This window comes from Siphonobacter sp. (assembly GCF_048595215.1).
Taxonomy (GTDB): domain Bacteria; phylum Bacteroidota; class Bacteroidia; order Cytophagales; family Spirosomataceae; genus Siphonobacter.
In genome coordinates this window covers 1-6780 of record NZ_JBMDWJ010000330.1, presented here as the reverse complement: position 1 = coordinate 6780, position 6780 = coordinate 1, and the positions used below count along the sequence as shown (strand labels likewise).

Here is a 6780-nt window from a genome sequence, read left to right as displayed (position 1 = left end):
AGTAGAACAGATTACGGCTTTCAACCTGAATCAGCGATTGGTGGCGGGTAAAGAGGAAGATGAAATTGCTCAGCTGGCTCAGACGTTCAATTCCATGCTGGATCGCGTGCAAAAGGCTTTTGAAGTACAGCGGGATTTCGTAGCCAACGCCTCGCACGAGTTACGTACGCCGCTTACTATCATCACGGGTCAGATTGAAGTGACATTGATCAAACCCCGTACCCCCGAGGAGCATGAGGCGAAGTGGAAAACCGTACTCGAATCCATTCGACGACTCAACAACCTCGCCAATAACCTGCTAGAATTGGCTCAGGTCAATCAGGACGTATCAACCATTACCTTTCAGGAAGTCGCTTTGGACGAAGTCATCTACGATGCCGCCAAACTGCTTACCACCAAGCACCCTTCATACCAGATGATTTTTTCGTTTGAAGGAGATACCGCGACTTCACAACCTTCGTTACTGGTAAAAGGGAACAAGTCTCTACTCACGACGGCCTTTTTGAATTTGATGGAAAACGCCTGTAAATTTTCCCAGAATAAGCAGGTGGACGTAACGCTCGGCGTCAATACGGAAGGAGCCACCATCACCTTTACCGATCAGGGCGTAGGCATTAGTGCCGAGGATCTTAAACACATTTACGAACCCTTTTTCCGGGCCGAAAATGTTAAGAAAATTCATGGATACGGCATTGGGCTTCCCCTCACCCACCGAATCATGGAATTGCACCACGGTCGCATCTTAGTCAGCTCCGAACTCAACCGGGGTACTTCTGTCGTGTTACAGCTGCCCAAGCTTTTCTAATCGTTTTCTAATCACCTCCTCATTACTCTCTAACAATCTTCTAATGGCCTCTTAATTTTGAAAGAGACCGCATGTCCTAGCTTTGTATCAGGCTAAAAAATCGCCTTCTAGTACGAGGAATTACGATTTCCGGGATTGGATGATTTTAGTGTCTATCCAACCTACTAGCCTTCCCACTATCTCTTGACATAGGCCCAAACGCTAGTTCCAACCGCGAACCGTTATGAATACGAAGCTTCAATACGGGACTGACGTTTCCATAGCGGGTGACCTGCGAGGTGGCCTGGTTTCCTTTCTAGTGGCGGTTCCGCTGTGTCTGGGCATTGCTCTGGCGTCGGGTGTACCGCTCTTTTCTGGAATCATTGCCGGGATCGTGGGTGGACTGGTCGTTGGGTTACTCAGCAAATCGCAGTTGAGTATATCCGGACCTGAGGCGGGCTTAATTGTCGTAGTACTGGCGACCATGGAACGTCTGGAGGCTTTTCCAACGTTTCTGCTGGCTACGTTTGTCGCCGGACTCATTCAGGTGGGTTTGGGTTTTCTTCGGGCAGGGGTCATTAGTAATTTTTTCCCCTCCTCGGTCATTAAGGGGATGCTGGCAGCGATTGGTATCATTTTGATCATCAAACAATTGCCGCATTTGGTAGGCTACGACGCCGATGCCGCTGAAGGCTTTTCGCTTTTTCAGCCCGATGGCTTTGACATTCTGACGCAGTTGACGATTGCTTTCCAGCAGTTTAGCGGAACGGCCATTCTCATTTCGCTGCTTTCACTCAGCGTACTGATTCTCTGGGAACGGCCGCTTTTCCGTCAACATCCAGTTTTAAAGAATATTCCGGCCGCCTTGGTTGTCGTTACGCTGGGCATTGGAATCAATATGCTGATTTCCTCCCTGAGCTCTACGCTGGCTTTACAGGGAAATCATCTGGTACAATTACCCGTACCCGAAACCGTGGCGGGGTTCCTTGGGCTCTTTACGTTTCCTGATTTTACCTCCTGGGATAATCCGCAAGTCTATGCCTCGGCCCTGTCGATTGCGATGGTAGCCAGTCTGGAAGCCCTTTTGGCCATCGAAGCCATCGACGAGCTCGACCCACTCAAGCGGAAATCACCAACGAATCGGGAATTGAAGGCTCAGGGTATCGGTAACGTGGTGAGTGGACTGATTGGGGGCATGCCGCTGACTTCGGTCATCGTGCGGAGTTCGGTTAGTCTGAATGCGGGAGCACGTACCAAACGGGCCGCTCTGATTCACGGATCTTTACTACTGGTTTGCGTCGTGACGCTGCCGTCGGTACTGAACCGGATTCCCTGGGCTTCGCTGGCTTCCATTTTACTGGTAACGGGCTATAAACTCGCCCGGGTCAGCATTTTCAGACAGCAGTATGCGGCGGGGATACTCAAGTTTTTGCCTTTCGTTACGACGGTCGTAGCGATTTTACTAACGGATTTGTTAGTCGGCATCGGTATCGGTCTGGCCGTAGGATTATTCTTCGTTCTGCGGGAAACCTACGTGAAAGCCCACCAGACGCATGCGTATCATGTCAACGGGCAGGAACGCATTCGCATTCGCATGGGCGATTACGTATCCTTTCTCAATAAAGTCAGTGTTACGGAAATTCTGGAAACCATTCCGGATGATAGTGTAGTAGAAATCGACTGTACGCGATCTTCCTATATCGACAGCGACGTACTGAACATTTTAAACAGTTTTGAATCGAAAGCTCATTTACGAAATATTCAGATCACGTATCTGAAACCCACAGCCGAAAATAAATCACTTCATCATCAAATCGCTGTTTAAGCAGCACCCTCTAAAGAATCGCAAGCCTTTAGAGCCACAAGAAAAGGAGTTAGTTTGATAAGGGCCCTTTCATCCGGGGCTTCTTTTTAGGAGTAGAAAGGTAAAGGCTCTGCTGGCCTTTACCTTTTTTGTTTTATAGCTTAGTTGGTCTTTATCAATTTGCCTTCCCGTACGTAAGCCCCAGCTTGTACTTTCCAAAGTAACATACCTCCCGTAACGCCCGACAGGTCCAGATCAAAGCGATGCTGATGCTGTACCTGCGTATCCTGCTGACTTAATACAGGCTGCCCCGCCAGCGTATATACCTGCAACTGGGCGGCTGCCGCCTGGGGTAAGTTTACTTCAATAATGGCCCGACTGGCCGAAGGATTGGGGTATACTTTCACCGCGACTTCGGTCGTACCCGGCTCTACGGCCGTAGGTCCTTCAATCCAGACGTTCACGGGCGAAGAGGGTACGGAGCACCCTTCACTAATGACTACGACGACGTAATTACCCGTTGCCTGCGAACCCCGGAGTACCAGGCGAGGTTGTGTCGCTCCTGCGATTTCCGCGTTGTCTTTCCGCCACTGATAGGCATAATTGGCTCCCGTAACGGCATTCAATACGACGCTATCGGGAACTATGGTGGTGGTTTTTCCAGCCGGAACGATGTTCGCAACGATGTTCTGCCCCCGCTCGACAATGGCAACCGCCGCCGACTCTCTCCGGCAACCCAGACTATCCCGAACGGTAACCGTATAATTACCCGGAGCAGAGGCATTGAACTGTACACCAGAAGCATTGGGTACAACCGCTGTACCGAGTTTCCATTCGTAGGCATACGGAGCCTGTCCGCCCGCGGGGTTTGCCCGGAGTAAGGCTCCTCCACCCCGGCAGTAGAACAAATCGCCGGAAATCTGTACCGTAGGCGTTGGTTTGATGGTGATACTCCGGCTCAGCGAATCTTCGCAGCCCCGGGCATCTTCGACTTTAATCAGGTAGGTTCCTTCTTTCGTCAGATTTACGCGATTGCCAAACACGAGGCTCGATCCCTGCCGCCAGGTGTACGTTACGGCTCCCAGACTATCGGTCACCCGTCCCGTCCACTGTGTACTGCTTCGACCCTCGCAGAGGTAGTCAGCCCCCGTCACGCTCAGTTTTAGCTTACAGGGTATATAGGTAATTCGGGCGGTATCGCGGGCCGTACAGCCGTTTCGATCCGTTACGGTCAGCCAAACCTGCGTAGCGTTTTTGAAGGGTCCAATACTCGGATTGGCCACGGTATAAACGGGTGTATTAGCTGACGTTTGCCAGGCGTAGGTATAGGGACTCGTTCCGCCACTGGCCGTAATGATGCCTTTGGGTTCGAAGCGATCCTTACCCGTCAGGGAGGTGTCGGCTCCGGCATATGCGGTAGGAGAGTTGTACTTCTGAATTGGAATGTTGTTGCCGGATACGGCCTGACAGCCATTCTTTGCCGTAGCTTGCAAGGTGTACGTTCCAGCTTCCTTGGCCTCAAAGGTAGAGCCCGTGCCTACTATGGTGGTACCGCGTTTCCAGGCATACGTATCTGGTGTAAAGTTCTCCGTTCGGAAAATTTGCATCTTCACCCCTTCCTGATCCGCCGAACACAGGTTGAGCTTACTCGTCGCCGTGGTGATATAGAGGACGGGTTTGGTTTCCTGTACGGTTTTCGTGGTAGAAGCGGTGCAGCCTTTCGCATCGGTTACCGTCACAGTGTACGTACCAGCCTTGGTAATCGAAAGCTGAGGTGTTTTATCGGTGAGCACGGTCGATCCGAGTTTCCACTGATACGTATAGGGAGTCGTAGTACCGGAGGCCGTTACACTCAGGTTACCTTTTTGCCCTTCACAAAGGGCCGAATCGCCCGCAATGCTGGAAAGAGCGGGGGCAGGGTTTAACGTAATTGTCAAAGTATCGGTAGCTCTACAGGTACCCTGGCTGAGGGTAACACTGTAGATGCCCACGGTAGTAGCCGTATAGGTTCGCCCCGTTCCAACAATCTGATTCCCCCGCCGCCACTGGTAGGTCAAAGCTCCTGATGGCGTAGTACCGCTAGGGCTCGCCGTCAGTACCACGCTACCGCTGGCACAAAGGCTTACACTATCAGGCGTTATTTTAACCTTTAAGGAGCAAACAGGACTTTGAAAGAACCCACTCGCCGGGTTTCTACCCCAACTCATCAGAGCCGAGGTCAGCAGAAAAAGACTAAGTACAAAATTTTTCATAGGGGTTGATGTTAGGTTCATGCAAAGTGGCGGTTCATACCTACAAAAAAACAAATTCCCCGGGGAAGTACCTGCCTCCCCGGGGAATTTACCCGTAAATCCTTATGCTTACTTTCCGGCTTTTGCCAGCTTATCGGTGTTTTCTTTTGACAGAATCGTCAGGGCATTTACCAAGCGGTCGAGATCCGAGGGTAAAATATAAACGTGCGGGGTTACTCGAACGCCCTTCACATTCTCTTTATCTATCGGCGTTGTATGGATTTTGAAGCGAGTCAGGAGTGCACTTTCCAGTTGACCGGGCGTCATTCCGTTCACACCAACGACGGCTAAGGCTCCGGAATAACCCTTTTTCAGTGAAGTATACAACGTAATACCGGGCAGGTCTTTTACTTTTTCAGCCCAGTAGTTTTTCAAATAAAATAGACGCTCGTACTTCCGAACCGCCCCGATGGAATTATTGAACTGAATGGCCTGTCCGATGGCTTGTTCGATGAAAAAGGGTCGAGTACCCAGGTTTTCGAACTTACGGATATTCTCGGATTGCGGCTGCTCATTGGGTACCAGGGGAAAAATCTTCGAGATCTTCTCTTTTTTTATCCAAAGCATTCCCGTACCGATGGGAGCACTCAGCCATTTGTGCAGACTGGTACCATAATAATCGCAGCCCAGATCGGGTACTTTGTAATCCAGATGCACAAAACTGTGGGCTCCGTCCACGAGTACTTCGATCCCGCGTTTATGAGCTTCGTCGGCAATTTTCCGAACCGGCAGTACCTGCCCCGACCAGTTGATGACGTGCGTGAGGTGTACTACTTTGGTCTTCGGTGTCATTTGCTCGACAAACAGCTTCACCAGCTGATTCTCGTCTTCACAAGGCATGGGCAACTTCACGTAATTGAGTTTCAGACCATCGCGGAGTTCGCGTTGCCGCCACGCACTCATCATGTTTGGGTAATCGAAATTGGAGACGACCACTTCATCGCCCTTTTGCAGGGGTAAGCCCAGAATGACCGTGTCCAGGGCTTCGGTGGCATTCCGGTTAATGGCGATTTCCTCCGGCGACGTACCCGCTACCTTGGCCAGCTGCTCCCGCAGGGGTTCACGGCCCTGATCCAGTACCCGCCACATGTAGTAGCTCGGGGCTTCGTTGGAATAACGGAAATACCGCTCGACGGCTTCCTGAACCAAGGTTGGACTGGGACTTACGCCACCGTTGTTGAGATTCAGTATCGTTGGCGAGACGGTATACGCCCGCTGGATGAGAGCCCAGAAATCTTCATCAGAAGCCAGAGCTTGGGCTGAGTCTCCCGAGCGGTACCGTGCTACTTCCTGAAAGTACGATTCGCTGAGTGGTTTTAAACTGGGAAAGAGGGCAACGCTGGCCGACTGGCGAAAGAACGCACGGCGAGAAGGCATCATAACAGTATGATTGCTAGTGGATAACAGGTTGCGGCCCGGACGGAAATTACTGTAAAATCGGTAAAATCACTATCCCCCCGTGAAAACAGCTATTTTTACGCGTCAAAATACCCTTATCTTTCGACTGAAAGATTGTTTTGTATTGCTACCATGAATCTGAGTCTGACCTTACTGTTTATACTACTGGCCGTAGGTGCCAGTTTATACGCCTGGAATAACGAATCCATCCTGCGTCGCTGGGTAATGAATCCGTACGAAGTCAATCGCCGGAACGAGTATTGGCGGTTTATTACGTCGGGCTTTATTCACGCCGATATTGGTCACCTGGCCTTTAACATGATCTCGCTGTATTCTTTCGGCGGTCTGGTGGAAAGCATTTTCTCGCAGATTTCGCCGATGGGAAATTTGCTGTACGTAGCTCTGTACATGGGTGGGATCATCATTTCCGACCTGCCCACGTACTTCAAGCACCGGAATAATCCCAACTACAATTCCCTCGGGGCTTCGGGCGGGGTATCTTC

At 50.9% G+C, this 6780-nt stretch carries 5 protein-coding genes; 3 read left to right on the top strand and 2 right to left on the bottom strand.

Features of this window, described 5'->3' with window-relative positions; translation table 11 throughout:
• Together ACOJTG_RS20650 and ACOJTG_RS20645 are read left to right on the top strand one after the other, a co-directional pair.
• The coding region (locus tag ACOJTG_RS20650) for a sensor histidine kinase (RefSeq protein ID WP_420155545.1) at positions 1–805 on the top strand (805 nt) is incomplete at its 5' end.
• Between the two features lie 223 nt (positions 806–1028).
• Entirely contained in the window at positions 1029–2609 is a 1581-nt protein-coding gene (locus ACOJTG_RS20645) for a SulP family inorganic anion transporter (protein WP_420155544.1), read from the top strand.
• 140 nt (positions 2610–2749) lie between these two features.
• Here ACOJTG_RS20645 and ACOJTG_RS20640 read toward each other — a convergent pair whose 3' ends face one another.
• Positions 2750–4840 carry a PKD domain-containing protein gene (locus ACOJTG_RS20640; protein WP_420155543.1) on the bottom strand — a complete coding sequence of 697 codons (2091 nt, stop codon included), beginning with the start codon at positions 4838–4840 and terminating at the stop codon, positions 2750–2752.
• A gap of 108 nt (positions 4841–4948) precedes the next feature.
• Entirely contained in the window at positions 4949–6256 is a 1308-nt protein-coding gene (locus ACOJTG_RS20635) for an aminotransferase class V-fold PLP-dependent enzyme (RefSeq protein WP_420155546.1), read from the bottom strand.
• 153 nt (positions 6257–6409) lie between these two features.
• On the opposite strand from ACOJTG_RS20635, the gene ACOJTG_RS20630 reads away from it, so the two are divergent.
• Positions 6410–6780, top strand: a 371-nt coding sequence (locus tag ACOJTG_RS20630) for a rhomboid family intramembrane serine protease (protein WP_420155542.1), incomplete at its 3' end; no start/stop codon positions are given.

Excerpts from the sequence above, each read along its gene's own strand:
- ACOJTG_RS20645 (WP_420155544.1), top strand. The coding sequence starts at position 1,029 with ATGAATACGAAGCTTCAATACGGGACTGACGTTTCCATAGCGGGTGAC.
- ACOJTG_RS20640 (WP_420155543.1), bottom strand. The coding sequence starts at position 4,840 with ATGAAAAATTTTGTACTTAGTCTTTTTCTGCTGACCTCGGCTCTGATG.
- ACOJTG_RS20635 (WP_420155546.1), bottom strand. The coding sequence starts at position 6,256 with ATGCCTTCTCGCCGTGCGTTCTTTCGCCAGTCGGCCAGCGTTGCCCTC.